Raw genomic sequence first — 2,206 nt, 5'->3', positions numbered from 1 at the left:
TTCCTCACGTCCGCCACCCGCGAGTCGCAAGCCGGCGCGAAAGCCACTCGCCGACCTGCTGATATCCGCGATCCCCGCCTTCATCACACTCATCTGGCCGCTCGCGATCGCCTTCTCGACAGTGTCGTGGATCTGCGGTGCGATGCGAAAACGGTGCACGTCCCAAAACGGCAGCAACCGAGCAACGACCCGGCGCTTCTCAATCGGAGGCAATGCATTCCAAAGCGCGGGAAGCTGGAAGCGAAACGCGTCGGCGGCGGCGTGCCAACCGAGACCCAGCTCATCGGTCGCAATCCGCTCGCGTAACATCCGCAGCAGGCCGCGTGCGGTGCGAGGTGCCGGTGCGTCGCCGAGAAAGTCGCCCGAATCGGCAAAAACGCCGTGGGGCCGGGGCCGCAAGCCGCGCCGGGAGATCGCCGTAATGCGGCCGCGATGCCCACGATCAAGCAGCGTGACGGCAACGTCGGCCATGGTCAAGCCCGTGCCGACCAGCAGCACGCAAGCGTCGGGCGCAATCGCGCGCAATGCGTCCGCCGACCAGGGGTGAGTGACGAAACGGTCATCGTCAAAGACATCGGCGTCGATCACGCCCGGCGGTTTTGACGGCGTATGACCGAAGCACAACGCGACGCGGTCAGCATCGATTTGTGCTCCATCGGCAAGTTGGACCACATAGCCCGAACCGCTTTTTTGCACGCCCGTGGCCGTCGCCCGGCGATGCACAACGCGCACTTGCGGCGCTGCGTTTGCGACGACCTCCTTCAATGTTGCGGCGACATACTCACCGTACCGCGCCCGCGATACGTAGTAATGGCCGCGCGCGTCGGCGCTCCCCGCATCGATTGCGCCGTGGGCGGCCAGCCAGCGCGTTGCATGGCCCGGATCGCCGGCGAAAAGGCTCATCCGGTCGCTGGGCACGTTGATCCGGTGCAGCGGTTCATCGGTGCCATAGGCCACGCCTCGGCCGAGTTGTGCCGTCGGTTCGACGATGGTGAAGTCCAGGCCGACGCCGGGGTGAGCCGCGCGGATCGCATGGATGATGAACGCGACGCCGGTAAAGCCCCCGCCAATCACGACGACTTTCAGCCCGGTCGCGCCGTTGGTCGTTCCATTTGCTGTCGATGCGAAGCTCATGCTGATCTTTCCTTGGGAAGCGCGAGGCTACAGCGCAACTGAAAATCAACAATGTTCGCACAAGGCTGGCGCGGGTTGAACTATCGGATTTCGATTTGCATTCCAGATCCACCGACGTTCGTATTACGCCCGGGCTTAACAACCAGACGATGCGCGGTATGGCGATGTCACAGCGGCCCTGACCGTCTTACCGCACACCAAGCCGATAACACGTTGTCTGCCGATAATGCTCGCCCGGCCGCAGCACGACCTCGGCCGCGTCCGGCATGTTGATCTGGTTGGGAAAAGCGCCCGTCTCAAGGCATAGACCCGCATGTTTGCCATATCGCCGGGCGTTGCGCCCGACCACGCCATCGAGCTTGTTGCCGGTGTAAAACTGCATGCCGCGCGCTGTCGTCGAGACGGTGAGTTCGCGGCCGCTGCCCGGATCGTAAAGCGTGGCGGCAGTCTGCATCGACTTGCCGTCGCCGCGCAACACGTAGCAATGGTCAAAGCCGTCGGCGCGGCTAAGTTGCGCATGGGGCCAGTCGAGCCGCGCGCCGATGGGTGCGCTGGTGCGAAAGTCGAACGCGTTGCCCGCGACGTTGGCGCGTGCGACCGGAATCAGGGTGTCATCGACTTCGAAAAATTCGTCCGCTTCGATGGCGATCACGTGACCGTGTATGTCGGACGGTTCGGCGGTATCGCCCGAGAGGTTGAAGTACGCGTGATTGGTCAGGTTCACGGGCGTGGCGGCGTCGGTGAGCGCGTCGTAATCGATCGTAAGGGTACCGTCGTCGTCAAGCGAATAGCGCACGGTCGAAATCAGGGTGCCCGGAAAACCGCCATCGCCTTCAGGGGACTCGTGCGTAAGAACGACGCTTCCGTCAAGTTCGTAAGCATTCCATATTGCCCGGTGAAAGCCCGCCGCGCCTCCATGCAACAGGTTGTCCCCGTCGTTGCGATCGAGGGCGTAGTCCACGCCGTCGAGTGCGAAGCGCGCGTGCGCAATCCGGTTGGCCCACCGGCCGATGACGCCGCCGAAGAACGCGCCGCCCGCCAGGTATTCGGCAGGAGTGTCGTGCCCCAGGAG

General features: G+C 63.9%; 2 protein-coding genes. Both read right to left on the bottom strand.

The genetic code is table 11. The annotated features are described in order from the left end of the window. Positions 1–1,134, bottom strand: a 1,134-nt coding sequence (locus WCA53_RS02420; RefSeq protein ID WP_423905092.1) for an FAD/NAD(P)-binding protein, incomplete at its 3' end; no start/stop codon positions are given. Between the two features lie 187 nt (positions 1,135–1,321). After that, the coding region (locus WCA53_RS02415) for an aldose epimerase family protein (protein WP_423905090.1) at positions 1,322–2,206 on the bottom strand (885 nt) is incomplete at its 5' end.

The sequence above is a fragment of the Caballeronia sp. genome (assembly GCF_049581465.1).
Classification (GTDB): Bacteria; Pseudomonadota; Gammaproteobacteria; order Burkholderiales; family Burkholderiaceae; genus Caballeronia.
Note: the sequence above shows the minus strand (reverse complement) of the source record. Positions and strands in the feature narration are given on the sequence as shown.